A 17048-nucleotide genomic window follows, 5' to 3' on the forward strand; every position below is an offset into this window, starting at 1 on the left:
AGGAGCACGCATGGCAGCCGTCACTGCCCGGCCCTTGACCCGCCGCCACCGGTCATCTGCTCGACCAGCGCCGACCGGCCGAGGGAACTCACGGCACGTTCGCGCAACCGGAACTTCTGCACCTTGCCTGAAGTCGTCGTGGGCAGCTCCTCCGGCGAGAGGAACAGCACCGAGTGCGGAACCTTGTGCCGGGACAGCCGTTCGCCCACGTACCCCCGTAGATCTTCCGGATCGACCGTAGCCCCGGCGCGCGGCACGATGAACGCGACCCCTATCTCGCCGCTGCGCTCGTCCGGGACCCCGACGACGAAAGCCTGCTCCACGGCTTCGTGGGTACAGAGCATGTCCTCAATCTCCCGCGGGATGATGTTCTCGCCGTTGAGCTTGTAGAGGTCCTTGCTGCGGCCGGTGAGCTCGATCAGACCGTCGGGATGGATCCGGCCGAGGTCGCCGGTCCGCAGCCAGCCGTCCTTGTCGATGACCTCGGCCGTCTCGATGGGCATGGCGTAGTACCCCCGCGTGACGGTGTTGCCGCGGCAGGCCAGCTCGCCCTCGGCGCCCTCGGGCAGGTCCTCCCCGGTCATCGGGTCCACCGTCTTGTACTGGGTGTTGGCGCCGCCGAACTCTTCGAGCCCGCCGGGCCCCCCGGGGAGGACGGCACCGACGCGGCTGGACACCACCTGGACCGGGTCCCCGGGCCGGGTCTCCACGGTGGCGGCGCTAACCTCGGTCATTCCGTAGCCGGTGTGCACCTCCTCCAGCCCGAAGACATCCTTCGCCTTCTCCCACAGCCACACGGGGGCCGGGGCTGAGGCGCAGAAGAGCGAGCGGAGGGCGGGCATGTCCATGCTGTCCAGCTCCGGCTGTTTGAGCAGCGTAAGGAGGATGGTGGGGACGAAGAGCGCCTCGGTGGCCTGCTTGCCCGCCATCAGCCGCAAGGCCTGCGCGGGGTCGAACTGCACCTGCGGAATGATCGCGCCGCCGACGATCATGGCGCCGAGTAGGCCCTCCACGTAGCCGAAGACGTGGTATAGTGGAATCGGGACGAACAGCCGCCAGCCGTCTTCGTAGCCCCGCCCGTAGGCCGTAGACATAGCGCTGCGCCACAGCATATCATGGGTCAGCATCGCACCCTTGGGCCGGCTCGTCGTGCCCGACGTGAAGAGGATGTCGGCAACCTCGTCCGGGAAGGCCGACTCCTGCTGGCGCTGCCAGACGTCCTCCGGCGGCACGGACGCCGCCAGCTCCACGACGTCGGCGTAGGTGCGTGGCACGGCCTCGCTGTCCGTGCCGGTGGGGAGCACGACCACCTCGCGCAGGCGGGGCAGCCCGTCCTGACTGCCCGAGCGCCACCCGGGCGCGATCTCGTCCAGCTGGGCCAGGTAGTCCTGATCCCGGTAGCGGTCCATGGTGATGAGACAGACCGAGTCGGACTGCCGCAGCAGGTAGGCGTTCTCGTCGGCCTTCAGGCCGAAGTTGAGCGGCACGGCCACCGCACCGATCCGCGCCAGGGCCAGCCGGATAATGATGTACTCCGGGTAGTTCGCCATGATCATCGCGACGTGCTCGCGGCGCCGGATGCCGAGCGCCAGGAGGCCGGCGGCCACGGACTCGGAGGCCTTGGACACCTCCGAGTAGGACCAGTCGCGGGCCTCTGTCATGACCAACGGACGGTCGGCGTAGCGTTCGACGAGCCGGTCGAAGCGGTCGGCGAGTGTCAGCCGCTCCCACGGGGAGTACTCGGCGGTCAGAGTCTGCTGGATGCTGGCGAGATTCACGAGCGGCTACCTCCGTATGATTTCGGAAGGCCCAACGAGTGTTGGGCCACGTGGTTGAGGACCATCTCCCGGCTCACCGGCGCGATCCGCAAGAGCCTGGCTAGGCCCCAATAGGGGGCGAGGGCGTATTCACTGGCCAGGCCGTTCCCGCCGTGCATCTGGATTGCCTGGTCCACGCACCGCAGGGCCGCCTCGGCGGCACTGTACTTCGCCATGTTGGCGGCTTCGGAGGCGTCCACCCCCGCGTCGTGCAGGCCGGCGGCCTTCCACATCATCAGGCGGGCCAGCTCCAGCTCGATCTTGGCGGCGGCCAGCGGGTGCGACAGGCCCTGATGGGTGCCGATCGGTGCACCCCACACCGAGCGTTCCAGGCCGTAGCGGGCCGCCTGCTCCAGGGCGTAGCGCCCGATCCCGGTCTCGACGGCCGCCCCGGTGATCCGCTCGGGGTTGAGTCCCTGGAAGACCGAGCGGAAGCCGCCGCCCACATCGCCGACGACCGCCTCGGGTGGAAGGGCCACGTCGTCGAAGTGCAGCGTGAACTGTTTCTCCGGTGCAGCGATCTCCATCGGGATCAGCGTCTTCTGCAGGCCGGGGGCATCCACCGGGACGATGAAGAGCGAGGTGCCCAGCGGCTGGCCGGACTCGTCACGCGTCGCCGCCACCACGAGAATGCCGGCAGCCTCGTCGACGCCGGAGATGTAGTACTTGGTGCCGCGCAGCGTCCAGCCGTCGGGGCCGCAGGTTGCGGTCGTCGTGATGGCATGGGTGTTGGAGCCGGCGTCGGGCTCGGTGACGGCGAAGGCCATCTTGATGGAGCCGTCGGCGAGACCGGGCAGCCATGTCTCCCGCTGGGCGGTGGAGCCGAAGCGCGCGAGGACGGTGCCGCAGATCGCGGGGGATACCATGAGCATGACGAGCGGGCAGCCAGCTGCCGCGGTCTCCTCGACCACTGCCGTCAACTCGGTGATCCCGCCGCCGCCGCCCCCGTACTCCTCCGGGATGCTCACCCCGAGGAAGCCGGGCTCAGCCAGCGCAGCCCAGAGCTCGTCGGTCTTCTGACCGTTGCGCGCCGCTGAGAGGAAGTACTCCGGGCCGAAGTCGGCGGCCACCGATGCCACCGCGTCCCTCAGCAGTGAAAGCTCGGACGATTCTCCGTACGGCAATGTTCATCTCCTCGTTCATCTCCTCGGTTCATCTCCTCGGCGACCTGTGCCGCGTTCAGCCGCAGGTGACCGTGTGCGACGAAGATCCCGTCCCCTTCCCGGCGATCGGAGTCTCATCCACCGCTGCCCCTCCTCGGGAGCGGCTACTTACGTCGTCCACGCGCTTCGGATTAGAACTCAGGCTCGGCGGTTCTACTCTGTGACACATGTACGATGTGTTGTAGAACACATTAGCGTCGCGAGTACCAACCTGTCAACCCGCCGACGTGCCTCAGTGACTTTGAGCGCGTGGGTGGGGTTGGTGCCTCAAAGACTTTGAGCGCGTAACTCCCAGCAAACGGGAGGAAGCTTGCCTGACATGGAAGGCAAGATCCCGATGACCGCGAGGCGTCACGTCACGAACAAGCTCCACACCGCCTACCGAAAAGCATCCAAGACCGACCGTGGTCGCATCCTCGACGAGGTGATCGCGACGACCGGGATGGGCCGATCCACAGCCAGACGAATGCTCACCGGCCCCGTACTGCCCAACCCGAACGAGCAAGTCGACAAACGTCGCCTGAGACCCAAAACCTACTCCGACGACTCTCGGGCCCTGCTTGAGCATGTATGGGCCCTGATGGGCATGCCGTGCGGAAAGTACCTCGTGGTGATGCTGCCACTGTGGCTACCGCTGTTGGACGAGGCAGGCGACCTCGACCACACCTTCGCCACTCCCGAGACAATCAGGGAACTGGAATCGATGAGCCCGGCAACCATCGATCGTTACCTGTTGCCGGCACGTCAATCGATGCGCCTGCGAGGCATCACAACAACGACGCCTTCACCACTGCTGCGGAACTCGATCGGACTATCAAAGGTCGGCGACGAACCACCGACAGTTCCCGGAGTTATCGAAGCCGATACCGTTGCCCACTGCGGGCCAACGTTCGTCGGGGAATTCGTTCGTACTTTGACGATGACGGACCTGGTCACCGGATGGACCGAGAACGCCTCGATCCGCAACAACGCGGCGAAATGGATCGTTCAAGCAGTGGGCGACCTCCAAGAAATGTTTCCGTTCCCACTCTCGATCTTCGACTCCGACAACGGATCTGAATTCATCAACCACGAGGTCGCTGACTGGCTCCAGGAACGCGATATTGCTCAGACACGTTCGCGTCCCTACAAGAAGAATGACCAGGCTACCGTGGAGTCGAAGAACAACCACATCGTCCGTAAACACGCGTTCTACTGGCGTTATGACACCAGCGAGGAACTGGAGCTGTTGGGACGACTATGGCCGGTGGTATCGATGCTGCTGAATTTCTTCACCCCGACGAAGAAACCTGTGGGATATTCCACTACCGCTGACGGTCGTCGTCGGCGCGTCTATGACAAGCCAGCGACCCCGTGGAACCGGGTCCTCGATTCCGGTCTCCTCACGACACAGCAAACCGAGACTATCCAGGCGCGAATCATTGGCGTCAACCCTGCCGATCTCACTCGCCAGATCAACCAGATCCAGATGAGTTTGATCGAGCTCGCTCAAGGCAAAACCGAGTCGATGGCCGCGGCCCGGCATCTGAACATGGCAGCATTGGAATCGTCGATGAGTCGACTCCAAAGAAGCAAATGATCCGCAAGCCTCGCGCTCACAAGTCGTGAGGCACCACCACAGGCCACGCGCTCACTTCCCACTGAGGCACCTCGGACCCTCTCCGAAAGGAAACCACATCAACTATGGCATCTCATAGAGCGAACTATGACGGCGTGGCGGTAGCAGTGCCGGTAACCGTCCCCTACCAGAGATTCTCTGACCGCCCGGTACATTGGTGGATAGGCAAGGCGCTAAAGGCGCTGGTCGACCAATCAGGGCTTGCCAAAGAGCAGATCGACGGGTTCTCCCTGGCATCGTTCACCTTGGCACCAGACAATCCAGTAGGAGTGGCCCAGCATATGGGAATGTCCCTGCGGTGGGTCGACGGCATATCCCTAGGTGGTGCCTCCGGAGTCGTCGGTCTGCGAAGGGCCGCCAGAGCCGTTCAAGCAGGAGATGCCAACGTTGTTGCCTGTGTAGCCGCTGATGTGAACCAACCAGGTTCTTTCAGGGACCTGGTGACCACGTTCAGTCGCTTTGCCCAGGACGGTGCGTACCCATACGGAGGCGCCGGACCGAATGCGAGCTTCGCCCTGCTGACTGACTACTACATGCGCACTTACGGGGCCACCGCGGAGGACTTTGGAAAGCTGGCCGTATCCCAACGGACAAATGCCTTATCCAACCCCAACGCACTGTTCCGGACCCCATTAACTCTGCAGGATTATGTGGAAGCCCGACCGATTGCCGACCCAATCAAACTTTTCGATTGCGTGATGCCTTGCTCGGGCGCCGACGCGTTCCTAGTCATGCGGGAAGAAATCGCCCGCGACTTGGACATCGGCTATACCCACCTGCGTGGAACCATAGAACGACACAACAGCTTTGAGCACGACCCCGTACAATTCCGGGGCGGGTGGCAGATGGATTCCGACGAGTTGTGGGGCATGGCCGACCTCGGGCCCGACGACATGGATTTCCTCCAGACATATGACGACTACCCGGTAATTTCCATGCTGCAGTTTGAAGATCTTGGTTTCTGTGCCAAAGGGGAGGGCCCCGACTTCGTTCGGCAGAACGAATTCACAATTGAAGGATCCTTCCCCCACAACACCTCCGGGGGACAACTCTCCGTAGGCCAAGCTGGTGCTGCAGGTGGCACCCTTGGAATGGTCGAAGCGCTCAGACAGCTGACCGATATGCCTGCGGGTGCACCAGTAACCGAAGCGAAAGCCGGCCTTGTGTCCGGTTTCGGCATGATCAACTACGACCGCGGACTCTGTTCCGCGGCAGCGATTCTTTCCCGGGAGGGTTCATGAATGCAAATGTCTCGGAAGGCCCCCCGTTAGCTTGTAGGTGGTCTCGGAATCCAAGAGGATGAAGGGGCTGGCCGGTCCGGTCTTTGGACATGATCGTTTACCCCCAGTCGCAGCAATGATCAGGGGGGTGTTGTCACCCAGAGACTGGTCGCGGCGGATCGTGGATCGCTGGTAGAGGCACGACGCCCCACCCTCGCTGTCGAGCAGCAGGCAAAGGGCTAGTTTTCTAACGTGGATGCCGAGCATGAACCGCCCACCGACCTCGCTCACCAGCCACGATGAGCATGCCGGGACTGGCCACAGACCACGGCGGTGACCTGCCGCCGGTGGTGACAGACACTCTCATACGGAAGGGAATCATGAGCGCATTCGACCTCGATAGCTATGCGCTGTTCATCGGTCTAGACGTCGGCAAATCCGAACACCACGCTACTGCGCTGGCTGACGACGGTCAGCGAGTCTATGACAAGGCGTTGCCCAACGACGAGTCCCAGCTACATCAACTGCTGGGACAGCTGACCGACGAACACGGCAAGGCACTGCTGGTCGTCGACCAACCCGCCACCATAGGCGCCCTGCCGGTGGCTGTCGCACGCGCGACCGATGCCGTGGACGTCGCCTATCTGCCAGGGTTGACGATGCGACGGGTGGCAGACCTCCACGCCGGCTCGGCCAAGACCGATGCCCGCGATGCCTACATCATCGCCGAGACCGCCCGCACCATGCCCACAGCTCTGCGCCAGATCGCTGTCAGTGACGAGCAGATCGCTGAGCTGGCCGTGTTGGCCGGGTTCGATGATGACCTGCTGACCCAACCCACCGCAGCCAGGAACCGGCTGCGGTGGGTTGCTCACCCAGATCCACCCCGGCTTGGAGCACGCCGTCGGCTCGAAGCTCCATCACCAAGGCGTCTTAGAAGCCCTGTCTCGGTGGCCGACCCCGCACGCGCTGGCAACAGCGGGGCCTGGGCATGTGCGCCGCCGGATCGCTAAGCACAACCCCAGACTGGCCGCACCGGTGACTGAGGAGATCTTCGCAGCCCTGCACGCCCAATCGGTCGTCGTTGCCGGCACCGGGGCCGCGGCCACGATCGTGCCGATGTTGGCCAATCAGCTCATCGGGCTCTACACCCAGCGTGAGACTGTCTACGCCCAAGTCGAGACACTTGTGCAGGCTCACCCTCTTCACCAGGTCCTGACCTCGATGCCCGGGGTCGGTGTCAGGACCACAGCCCGGATACTGACCGAGGTCATCGGCAAGGACTTCGCAACCCCGGGACATTTGGCCTCCTACGCCGGCATCGCCCCGACCACCCGACGATCCGGAACCTCGATTCGTGGGGAGTTCGCCAACCGCGGCGGCAACAAGAGACTGAAATCCAGTCTCTTCAACAGCGCCTTCGCTTCCCTGTCTCATCCGCCGTCGAAGGCCTACTACAACAAGAAGAGAGCCGAGAAGAAGACCCACAAACAAGCCATCATCGCCCTAGCCCGCCGACGTCTCGACACCCTCTACGCGATGTTGCGTGATGGCACCTTTTACCACGAACCAGACAATGCCCGCGGCGGAACCACCCACCGTTTAGCGGCTTGACGAAAACCATAGAGGCCCCCCCCGCGGCGTGCCCAGCGCTGCCTCGGATGCGCGAGCTCAGTCTCGAGGGTCGCGCACGAGCTTCTTGTTGGCGAACTCGTTGAACCCGTAGCGGGAGAGTTCCCGGCCGAAGCCGGATTTCTTCACCCCACCGAAGGGCAGCTCCGGGGAGCTCTTGGAGGTGTCGTTGATCCACACCATGCCTGTCTCCAGGGCCTCGGTTACGTACTGGGCCTGGTCCATGTCCTCGGTGAACACGCTGGCGGCCAGCCCGTAGGGCGAGTCGTTGGCCACCTCGATGGCCTCGTCGACGGTCTCGAACCGGTAGATGACGCCGGCCGGGCCAAAGACCTCCTCCCGGTACAGGTTCATCTCGGGGGTGACCCCGGCCAGCAGGGTGGGCCGGTAGAAGGCCCCCTGGCCCTCGGCCGTCCCACCGGCCAGCAGCACCTGAGCGCCCTGCCCGACGGCGGCGCTCACCAGCTCGTCGATCTCCCGGGCCGCCTCGGCCGAGGACAGCGGGCCCATCAAGGCGTCCTGGCTCGTCGGGTCAGCCGGATCGTAGGCGGACATGGCCACCGTCAGCTTCTCCACGAACGCGTCATACACGCTGGCGTGGACCAGGAACCGCTTGGAGGCGGTGCAGGCCTGGCCGGCATTGAACAGCCGGTTGCCGGCGGCGGCCTTCGCCGCAATATCCAGGTTCGCGTCAGCCAGGACGATCATCGGGTCCGAGCCGCCGAGCTCCAGCACGCACTTCTTCAGGTTGCGCCCGGCGACCTCGGCGACGGCTGCCCCGGCCTTCTCTGACCCGGTCAGGGACACTCCCCGGACGCGGTCATCGGCGATCGCATCCGCGACCTGCTCCGAGGAGATGAACGCGTTCTGGTACACGCCCGCCGGCAGGTCGGCCTCGATGAGGACCCGCTCGGTGGCCAGCGCGGACTGCGGGCAGTTGCGGGCGTGCTTAAGCACGATGGTGTTGCCCAGGGCGATGTTCGGGGCCGCGAACCGGGCCACCTGATAGTACGGGAAGTTCCAGGGCATGATCCCGACCAGCGGACCGATCGGCTCGGTGCGCACCACCGCGGTGCCCCGCCCGGAGATCGGCAACCGCTCGTCAGCCATGAACTCCTCGACGTGGTCAGCGTAGTACTGGTAGATCGACGCCACGAGGGCTACCTCCGCCAGGGCCTGCTTGATGGGCTTGCCCATCTCCAGGGTCAGCAGAGATGCCAGCTCCTCGGCCCGCTCCCGGTGGAGCTCAGCCGCCCGGGCCAGAACGGCCCGGCGCTCGGCCAGGTCCGTGACGCACCAGGACTGGTAAGCCGCGTGGCTGCGGCCCAGCACATCCTGCAGCTCGGCGTCCGAGATCTCCTCATACGTCGCCACGGTTTGCCCCGTGGCCGGATTGGTGGTCGTGTAGACACCCATCCAGGTCCTCCTTCTGCGGTTGAACGGGGCGCCATCACGGTGATGACGCCCCCCTCCTCTGTCAAGCCCCGGGTTTCGTAGAGGCTCCTATTCTTGGTTTCCTAAGCAGCCGCGGACTCTGTCGCGGACTGGTTGATCCATTCAGAATGAACCTCGGTCGGCGGTCGGTAGTCAATCGCTGAATGCAACCTGGACTGGTTGTACCAAGCCACCCACTTCGATGTCTCCGCCATCACCTCAATCAATCCCGACCACACCTTCCGGTCGATGAGCTCTGCCTTGTAGACCGAGTTCAGCGCCTCAGCCATGGCGTTATCGTACGAGTCTCCACGCGACCCCACCGATGCCACGACCTCGGACTCGGCGAGGGTCTCCCCATAGCGAATCGACCGGAATTGCACCCCGCGATCCGAGTGGTGGACGAGCCCGGAGACGTCTTCACCGGCCCGATATTTCGCAGCCAGAGCCATCGTCAGAGCGTCCCTGGCCAGTGACTCCCGCATATGGTTCGTCACCTGCCAGCCGACGATCTCCCGGTGGAAGACATCGAGGATGAACGTCGTGTACACCCACCCAGCAGACGTCGGAACATAGGTGATGTCCGCGACCCACAAACAGTTGGGTGCCGGTGCTGCGAACTCACGTTCGACGAGATCATCCGGACACTCCTCAGCACGTGCTGAGGCCGTCTTCGGACGCTTCCGCTTCCGCCGGATTCCGTCGATGCCTAACTGGCGCATCAACCGCTCTACCGTGCACCGAGCAACAGGGCCGAACCGGTCGGCGTACTCGCGGTTGATCGCCCTCCACATCTTCCGCACCCCGTAACACGAGTAGTTCGCCTCATAGACATCCTGGATGACGACCATCAGCGCCTGGTCCCTACGAGCCCGGTCTGATGGTTGACGCTTCTTGTAGGCGTAATACGAGCTCACAGCAATCCGTGCCGCAGTCCCGGACAGGGCGCGCACGATTGGCTCGACTCCGAACTCGTGACGATTGTCGTCGATGAAGGCGACGATCACTTCGATGGGCGGTCGAGCTCCGCCGCGAAGAAAGCCGACGCTCTCTTCAGAATCTCATTGGTCCGCTTCGCTTCAGCCAACTCAGCCCGCAGCCGACGGTTCTCCACTTCCAAGTCGACCGACTCGGCCGGGGTGGCTTTGCCGGAATCCTTGTGCTTACGTACCCAGACTCGCAGGGTCTCTTTACTCAGGCCGAGCTCGTTCGCGACACGGGTGATCGCTCCGTTCGCGGTGTCCGGATCGGCCTGGGCATGGATGACGAGCTCGACGGCACGAGCCTTGAGTTCGTCGGTGTATTTCACTGGCAAGAGAGAATCTCCTTCTTCCAATCTCCCTGCCTCTATTATCCCCGGGGCGATTCACTCTGATGTGTGGTGTCCGGGCCGCGGCACCCGTGGCCCGGCCCTGCCCCAGGGCAGGCGGTCAGGCACCGGCCGGGATATACGAGGGCTCCAGCCGGAATCCGCGGTAGCCGTTCTCCCGGATGTCCTGCAGCACGTCGCGATAGTTCCTGAGGCCACCCAGGTAGAACAGCACCGAAGGCTTCTTGCCCGGGATGTTGGCGCCGAAGATCCACGAGTCCACCTTGGTGAAGACCGTCATGTTGGCGATCTCTGTGCACATCTGGCCCCATTCCTCCTCGGCTTCCGCCGTGGGCTCGATGGCCTTGAGGTTGTGGTCCTCGGCCTGCTTCACCAGGTCATTGATCCAGTCCACCTGGGTCTCGATGCTCGGCACCAGGTTGGTGAACGGACCGTTCGGGCCCAGTACCATGAACCAGTTGGGGAAGTGGGCTGTGGACACGCCCAGGTAGCTGCTCGGCTGGCCCTGCCAGTGTTCGTTGAGCTCCAGGCCGTTGCGGCCGCGGATCTCCATCCGGCGGTAGTTGCCGTCCACCGCGTCGAAACCGGTGGCGAAGATCAACACGTCCAGCTCGTGGAGCTTACCGTCTTCCGTCACCACGCCCTGCGGCGTGATCTCCTGGAACGGGGTCTCCTTCAGTGCCACGACGTCGACAGTGTCCCGGTTGAAGGCCTCGAAGAAGCCGCTGTCGCACTGCGGGCGGCGGGCATAGAGGTCATGCGGGGTCAGCTTGCGGGCTTTCTCCGGGTCCTTGACGATCTGCGTGATCTTGGAGCGGATGAACACGGCAGCCGTCTCGTTGGCCTCCACGTCCGTGGCAATGTCACCGAAGGTGCCGAACATGAAACGGAAGCCTCCGCCTCGCTGCCAGGCCTCCTCGTAGACGCGGTTACGCTCCTCCTCGGAGACGGACAGGGCCGGGGTGGTGGGCTCCTCGAAGCCGAAGGCCACGGAGGAGTTCTTTGCCTGGGCCCAGATCTCGTCATAGTGGTCCTTCACCTCTGTCAGCTCCTGCTCGGACACGCGCCGCTTGCCCGTCGGCACCGAGTACTGAGGGGTGCGGATGAAGTGGGTCAGATGCGCGGCCTGAGGAGCGACGGCGGTGACCACCTGGTTTCCGGTCGACCCGGAGCCGACGACTCCGACGCGCTTGCCGGCCAAGTCATGGCTTTCGGGCCAGGCACCCGTGTGGAGCACCTCGCCGGCGAAGGTGTCCAAGCCCGGGATCTGGGGCATGTTCACCGAGGAGAGCAGGCCCACGGCATTGACCACGTACCGGGCGCGGTAGACGTCACCACGCGCGGTGGTGACCTCCCACAGGCCCGACTCGTCCCGGTAGACGGTCGAGGTAACCTCGTTCTGGGCGCCGAACCGGAAATGCCGGCGCAGGTCGAAGCGGTCCATCACGCGCTCGAGATAGGACAGGATCTCCGGCTGGGTCAGGTAGTTGTGCTCCCAGGTGTCCTCCTGCAGCATCTCCTGGTCGAAGGAGAAGCGGTACAGGGGGCTCTCGGTGTCGGATAGGGCGCCCGGGTAGCGGTTCCAATACCAGGTTCCGCCGGGCCCGTCGGCCTTGTCGAAGCCGATCACGGACAAGCCGAGTTCGTTGGCCAGCTTGTGGGCGGCGTAGATGCCACCGAAGCCGGCGCCGATCACGATGGCATCGGCGACCTGTGGGTCCAGCTGAGTCTCGGGTTGGTTCTGGGTGGTCATAGTGATTCCTCCGGTGGGTGGTCTGCTCGAGGTTACGATAAGGGGCTCAGCGGCCCTGGGCGTACCAGTCCTTGATGCGGGCAAGTTCCTGGTCCGCGACGGCGGAGCGGCCGGCGAGGAACGGGAAGACATGCTGCTGGCCCTCGACGACGGACAGGGTCACGTCGACGCCAGCGGCACGTGCACGCTCCTCTATCCGGGTGGCGTTGTCCACGAGGGCCTCGGCGCTGCCGGCGTTCATGTACAGACGGGGGAAGCCGTCGAAGTCGGCGTAGAGCGGGTTGGCCAATGGGGTGGCGGGATCGATGGTGTCCCCGAGGACTCCGGTGATCATGCCGGCCAGCAGCTCGGGGGTGATAAGCGCATCGGTCTCGTTGTTGGTCTTGAGGGTCTCGCCCTTGTTTTCCATGTCGACCCATGGGGAGAAGGCGATGACTTGGCCAGGGGCGGGTTTACCCCGCTCCTTGAGAGACAGGGCGATGGTGATCGCCAGGTTGCCGCCGGCAGAGTCACCGATCGTGGTGATGTCCTGAGGTTGGCGGCCGGAGGCGACGAGGGCGTCGAAGACGGCCACGCCGTCCTCGACCTGGGCCGGGTGCTGATGCTCGGGGGCGCGGCGGTAGTCCAGCACGAAGCTGGCGGCGCCCAGAGTCTTGGCCACATGTCCGGCCAGCTTGCGGTGGCTGGATGCGGAACCGACGGAGAACCCGCCGCCGTGGGTGAATAGCAGCACCTGCGCCTCGTCGGCACCCGTGGGCAGGCACCAGATCCCCGGTACGCCCCCGACGGTCTCTTCACGATACGTCACGTCCTCCGGCTCCACGGTGGGCTGGTGCCATTCGTCGAAGATCGAACGAAACAGACGTATGGGCATCTCCGGGTTGGCTGCCATGAGTGCGGACCAGTCGGTGTAGAGGTCGCGCAGGGCGTCCTGGGTGGTGGTGTCGGTCATGATGACGTCCTTCCGGTGAGGGCGGGGCCTGGGACTCGTTCCCCGCCGGTGTGTGCGGGCATCCCGAGGGTGGGGCTCGCCTGTAGCATGGATTCATCTTAGGAGTGTGGTGAATATCATGTGTGTCCCAATGTGAGACACCGCGCTTCGACGGATTGATGCCCTGCCGAATGATTGTCGCCGATGCTTTGAGGGCTTTTTCAAAGTCCGGCCTTGTGAGGGGTGTGGGCGGGGCCCGGCGTGTTGCCTTTTAATCGTGTTGCCTTTTAATCGAAGAGAACTCCTGTTAATCCTCGCGTTCCGCACTTCTGGGTTAGCTTTTGGCCCCCCACCCCTCGGCCTGATGGATCGCGCCCAGAGAGAGGGCTTCGAGGCGGGCGAGGAGCTGGCGTAGCTGGCGGGCGTCGTCGAACCAGGGCCGGTAGCGGCCCACTGCTCGGCGCTGAGCTGCTTGGTGACGGTCTTGCCCGCGACGGTGCGGGTCCACTGGATGTAGGGCCCGTGCAGCGCGGTCGTGTCCTGGGCGCAACGGCAGTTGGGCTTGCCGCAGCGCCTCATCCGCTCGGTGATGGTGCCGGGCAGCACGAAGCCGATCTGGGCCAGAGCGTCGGCGATGCGCGCCTGGGCGGCCCGGGCCTGATCGTCGGTGGCCGGGGCGGGCGTCGCCGTGTCGTGGTCGCCGGTCCGTGACTCCATGTCTGCCAACATATACGTTGGCAGACATGGATGCAGGGATGCGACATCGTTCGGCGCTCCTACATTCAGGGCAAGCTGGGCAAGAAATGGTCACCAGAACAGATCAGCCACCGGCTAGTCAAAGACTTCCCCGATGACGAGGGAATGCGTGTGTGTACGGAAACGATCTACCAGTCGATCTACGTCCAGGGCCATGGTGGCCTCAAACGCGAGATCGCAGCGCTGATGCGTCGCGGGCGGGCAGTACGCAAGCCCCGACGAGATCCAGCACACAGGACGGAGCGTTTTGTCGATGAGATGGTCTCGATCGGCGAGCGTCCTTCTGAGGCCGATGACCGTGTCGTACCGGGGCATTGGGAGGGCGATCTCATCATCGGCACGAAGAGTAGATCCGCGATTGGAACACTCGTCGAGCGATCCAGCCGGTTCGTAACTCTTGTCCATCTTGACCACGACCACACTGCTGAAACGGTCCGAGACGGTCTCGTGAAGACCGTCAGCGAACTCCCCCAAACTCTGCGGCGATCATTGACGTGGGACCAGGGAGCGGAAATGTCTGGACACGTCGCGTTTCGTACCGCAACCAACATGGACGTCTACTTCTGTGACCCTGGGAGTCCCTGGCAGCGTGGGAGTAACGAGAATACCAACGGGCTCCTGCGCCAGTACTTTCCCAAGGGTACCGATCTGTCCCCGCATGCTCCCGAGGAACTTAAGAACGTGGCTGCAGAACTCAATGCTCGACCACGGAAAACACTTGATTGGGATACACCGGCAGAACGACTCCGTGCTTTACTGGAACCTCAGTAGAAAGTTGGGTGTTGCAACGACTGCTGGAATTCAAGCCACCGGGACCGTCGCATTCACGCTCTACCTCATCGTGTTCTGGGCCGAGGTCGTCATCGCCGCGGTGGTGAGCTTCTTCCTCATCCGCGCCGGCCAGACCGAGAACATCGCTCCGCTCATCCTAGCGATCGTCGGCATCCACTTCTTCGCGCTCGCCGTCGTCTTCGGCCAGCCCGTCCTTCATTTGGCGGGGCTGCTGCTGACCATCGTCGCGGTGGTGGCGTTCATCCTGCCGCGCGGGACCGCGGCGCCGAGTTTCTGGTGCGGCATCCTCGGCGCTCCGGTGTTCCTCGGCATCGGTCTGTGGTGTCTGCTTGCCGGACGCAGCGCGCTCGCCGTCGGATGAATCTCGGACACCGCTGACAATCCCTGGTCAGGTGCTCTATCGTGAGTGAACCGGTGCGCACCGTGCCCCGGGACGGTTCCGTCCCTCCTTGCGCAGCACCCACGGGCACCTCAGCACCGACACCTCAGCACTGCCCCGAAGAGATGGACCCCGAAGAAGGAGTCGACGATGAAGACTGCTCGCCGCTTGGACAACCTCGGCACCGAGACCGCTTTCCGCGTGGCCCAGGCCGCTGCCGATTGGAAGGCGAAGGGCAACGAGGTATTCCCGTTCCACCTCGGCGACCTGAACTTCCCCTTGGCCGGGCATATCGTCGAGGCGATGGAGCAGGCCATCCGCGACGGCAAGACCGGCTACTGCCCGGGACCGGGGATCCCCGAACTGCGGGAGGCGCTCGCCGATGACCTCGGCTCGCGGCGCGGAATGACGATCGACCCCGCCGAGGTGGTCGTGACCACCGGAGGCAAGCCCGTGATCACGAAATTCCTCCAAGCGGTGATGAACCCCGGTGAAGGCGTGCTCTACCCGAATCCGGGCTTCCCGATCTACGAATCCCAGATCGAATATCTCGGCGGTACGGCCCTGCCCTACCGATATGTTCCGACCTCCGACGGCTTCGCCATCGACCTCGACCAACTGCGGGCATCGATCGACGAGAACACCACTGCCATCATCTACAACGACCTGCAGAACCCGATCTCCGCCGAATCGACTCCGGGCGAGCGTGAGGCCATCGCCGCGATCGCGCAGGAATTCGACCTGTGGGTGCTCTCCGACGAGGCGTACTTCGAGATGCGCTATCGCGGGAAGTCCCAGTCGATCGCCGCGCTGCCGGGAATGCGGGACCGCACCGTCATCCTCTACACATTCTCGAAGAAGTATGCGATGACAGGTTCGCGGCTCGGCTGCGCGGTGGCACCGAAGGAGGTTGCCGAAGCGATCTCGCTGATGAACACCAACGACGAATCCTGCACGAACCAGTACGTGCAGTGGGCAGGGATCGCTGCGTTGCGCGGACCGCAGGGGCCGGTCGGCCAGATGCTGGAGGTGCTGCGCAAGAGGCGTGATGCCACGTGCCGGCTCATCAACGAGATTCCCGGCATGTCCGTGGCGACGCCGGGCTCGACGTTCTACGTCTTCCCCGATGTCACCGAGGCGATGGAGGCGAAGGGAATCGCGACCCTGGCGGACTTCACTACCGAGGCACTGCATGCCACTGGTGTCTCATTCTGCACTCGCGAGCACTTCGGTTCACCGCAGCCCGGTGAGGACCGGTCGTACATTCGACTGGCCTATTCGGGTATCGACGAAACCGCGATCACAACCGGTCTCGGCCGCCTCAAGGAGTGGATCGAGGCGGGGCGGTAGTTCGTGCGGCGGGGTTGCTCGCAGTGGTACCGGGCTGCGGCGCCGTCGCGACCACGGCTCGGTGTCGACCGCGGCGCCGTCCTGGCCACGGCTCTGCCCGGGTCGCGGCGCCGTGCCGACCGCAACTCAACGCGGACCACGGTGCAGTGCCGACCACAGCTCGGCCCAGACGACGGCTCAGTTATGTCCAGCTGCTCCAGGCAGGCCGGCGGGTGCTCGGCAGCGCGTTGTCACGGCGCCAATCGTGGATCCACTCCGGCAGCACAGGTTCGTTCTCCGGCATCCCGAAGGCCTCGATGAGGTCGTCCCTGGTGAGCGGCCGGTCATCGGAGATCAGGCGAGTGGCGACATAGGCTCGGGCGAAGATCTCGCCGTCGACGACCATGCGCTGTTCGAAGAACACGGTGCGCTCGTCGATTCCGCAGACCTTGGTCTCGAGGTTGTAGCGCTGCCAGAGTTTCAGTGATTTGCGGAAGCTGATGGTCTCGGCGCTGACGACGCCGGTCCACCCGCGCTCACGCATCGCCTGCCATGCTCCGCTGCGCACCATCATGTCGAGTCGTCCCAGGTCCATGATCGACAGGTACTTGCCGTTGTTGAGATGCATGAAGATGTCGATCTCGCCGAGGTGGACGCGCATGGGGAGGAAATACGTGTCCCAAATGTCGCGGGCAGAGCGCTGCTTGGACCTGAAGAGGTGCAGGAGCATACGGAAGAAGTGCATGACGACTACGTTACTTTGCAGTAGATAGTCGGCGGGTGCCGCCCCTCCTGCCTCGGCTGGGACAGCATTTCAGCTTGAGTGAACCTCAGCCCTGGTCGCCTGTGATCGGTGACCGGTCGTTTCCGGAGAAAGAGTGGATCGTCCGGTCA

Annotated in this window: 13 protein-coding genes, 2 pseudogenes and 1 other annotated feature; of the genes and pseudogenes, 6 read left to right on the forward strand and 9 right to left on the reverse strand. The window is 64.0% G+C overall.

The features are described 5' to 3' along the window. Positions 1-20: 20 nt before the first annotated feature. The gene (locus L1F31_RS01825; RefSeq protein ID WP_265419003.1) at positions 21-1778 is read right to left on the reverse strand and encodes a class I adenylate-forming enzyme family protein; all 1758 of its coding nucleotides are present in this window, start codon (positions 1776-1778) and stop codon (positions 21-23) included. Continuing rightward, on the reverse strand, positions 1775-2941 hold the full coding sequence (locus L1F31_RS01830) for an acyl-CoA dehydrogenase family protein (protein ID WP_265419004.1): 1167 nt from the start codon (positions 2939-2941) through the stop codon (positions 1775-1777). The genes L1F31_RS01825 and L1F31_RS01830 overlap by 4 nt, the downstream gene beginning before the upstream one ends. A gap of 358 nt (positions 2942-3299) precedes the next feature. On the opposite strand from L1F31_RS01830, the gene L1F31_RS01835 reads away from it, so the two are divergent. The 3 genes and pseudogenes from L1F31_RS01835 to L1F31_RS01845 all read left to right on the forward strand — a co-directional run bounded on the left by L1F31_RS01835 (position 3300) and on the right by L1F31_RS01845 (position 7432). Continuing rightward, entirely contained in the window at positions 3300-4559 is a 1260-nt protein-coding gene (locus tag L1F31_RS01835) for a DDE-type integrase/transposase/recombinase (RefSeq protein WP_265419005.1), read from the forward strand. A gap of 104 nt (positions 4560-4663) precedes the next feature. Continuing rightward, on the forward strand, positions 4664-5839 hold the full coding sequence (locus tag L1F31_RS01840) for a thiolase family protein (RefSeq protein ID WP_265419006.1): 1176 nt from the start codon (positions 4664-4666) through the stop codon (positions 5837-5839). 359 nt (positions 5840-6198) lie between these two features. Continuing rightward, positions 6199-7432 (forward strand): annotated as a pseudogene (locus tag L1F31_RS01845) (IS110 family RNA-guided transposase). A 57-nt stretch (positions 7433-7489) separates the two neighbouring features. Here the strand turns inward: L1F31_RS01845 and L1F31_RS01850 are convergent. The 6 genes from L1F31_RS01850 to L1F31_RS19030 form a co-directional block, all read right to left on the reverse strand. After that, entirely contained in the window at positions 7490-8866 is a 1377-nt protein-coding gene (locus L1F31_RS01850; protein ID WP_265419007.1) for an NAD-dependent succinate-semialdehyde dehydrogenase, read from the reverse strand. A 101-nt stretch (positions 8867-8967) separates the two neighbouring features. Next, positions 8968-9891 (reverse strand): IS3 family transposase, encoded by a 924-nt coding sequence (locus tag L1F31_RS01855; protein ID WP_346732475.1) that lies wholly within the window; start codon positions 9889-9891, stop codon positions 8968-8970. Further along, positions 9799-9927: a sequence feature (AL1L pseudoknot), on the reverse strand. It overlaps the preceding gene by 93 nt. Then, positions 9888-10193 carry a transposase gene (locus L1F31_RS01860; RefSeq protein ID WP_265419008.1) on the reverse strand — a complete coding sequence of 102 codons (306 nt, stop codon included), beginning with the start codon at positions 10191-10193 and terminating at the stop codon, positions 9888-9890. It overlaps the preceding feature by 40 nt. The genes L1F31_RS01855 and L1F31_RS01860 overlap by 4 nt, the downstream gene beginning before the upstream one ends. A gap of 121 nt (positions 10194-10314) precedes the next feature. Next, complete coding sequence (locus L1F31_RS01865; protein ID WP_265419009.1) at positions 10315-11910, reverse strand: flavin-containing monooxygenase; 1596 nt, start codon at positions 11908-11910, stop codon at positions 10315-10317. A 103-nt stretch (positions 11911-12013) separates the two neighbouring features. Beyond that, positions 12014-12919 (reverse strand): alpha/beta hydrolase, encoded by a 906-nt coding sequence (locus L1F31_RS01870; RefSeq protein WP_265419010.1) that lies wholly within the window; start codon positions 12917-12919, stop codon positions 12014-12016. A 93-nt stretch (positions 12920-13012) separates the two neighbouring features. Next, positions 13013-13627: a DUF6788 family protein gene (locus L1F31_RS19030; protein ID WP_429860940.1), complete on the reverse strand. Its 615-nt coding sequence runs from the start codon at positions 13625-13627 to the stop codon at positions 13013-13015. A gap of 42 nt (positions 13628-13669) precedes the next feature. Between L1F31_RS19030 and L1F31_RS01875 the strand changes: the two are divergent. The 3 genes and pseudogenes from L1F31_RS01875 to L1F31_RS01885 all read left to right on the forward strand — a co-directional run. Next, a pseudogene (locus L1F31_RS01875) lies at positions 13670-14425 on the forward strand (IS30 family transposase); the annotation flags it as partial. A 4-nt stretch (positions 14426-14429) separates the two neighbouring features. Further along, entirely contained in the window at positions 14430-14807 is a 378-nt protein-coding gene (locus L1F31_RS01880) for a hypothetical protein (protein WP_265419011.1), read from the forward strand. 168 nt (positions 14808-14975) lie between these two features. Continuing rightward, positions 14976-16175, forward strand: coding sequence for a pyridoxal phosphate-dependent aminotransferase (locus tag L1F31_RS01885; RefSeq protein ID WP_265419012.1), 1200 nt, complete (start codon positions 14976-14978; stop codon positions 16173-16175). A 181-nt stretch (positions 16176-16356) separates the two neighbouring features. On the opposite strand, the gene L1F31_RS01890 is transcribed toward L1F31_RS01885, so the two are convergent. Further along, complete coding sequence (locus tag L1F31_RS01890) at positions 16357-16899, reverse strand: acyl-CoA thioesterase (protein WP_265419013.1); 543 nt, start codon at positions 16897-16899, stop codon at positions 16357-16359. Between the last annotated feature and the right edge of the window lie 149 nt (positions 16900-17048).

Origin of the sequence: Brevibacterium spongiae (genome assembly GCF_026168515.1) — a bacterium.
GTDB lineage: Bacteria > Actinomycetota > Actinomycetes > Actinomycetales > Brevibacteriaceae > Brevibacterium > Brevibacterium spongiae.